The 265-nt window shown below is 44.2% G+C and carries 1 protein-coding gene; it reads right to left on the reverse strand.

The window, feature by feature from the left end:
* The coding region (locus NLF92_RS13185) for a hypothetical protein (protein ID WP_254102686.1) at positions 1–265 on the reverse strand (265 nt) is incomplete at both ends.

Raw genomic sequence — 265 nt, forward strand, 5'->3', positions numbered from 1 at the left:
GTTGCTGCTAGCATTTTTGATCCATCAAGTGGAACGGATCCATCGAGAATCCAGTAATGCTCCTTGATCAGTAAACTGCCGCCTTGTTCATTTTGAACATGTACCGGTAAGCGGAACGTCATCCTCTTTTTCGTTTGATGTGAAAGCTGGTTCTTTGCGCGCAAAGTCAGTGTAGCTGCTTGCTTCGTTTCATGCGATGCTCCAGTCATGACATAATTCATACGATATGCTGTTTCTTTCTCTTGTTGAAGCGGCATTCTCATCT

The organism is Opacimonas viscosa (assembly GCF_024199005.1).
GTDB lineage: Bacteria > Pseudomonadota > Gammaproteobacteria > Enterobacterales > Alteromonadaceae > Opacimonas > Opacimonas viscosa.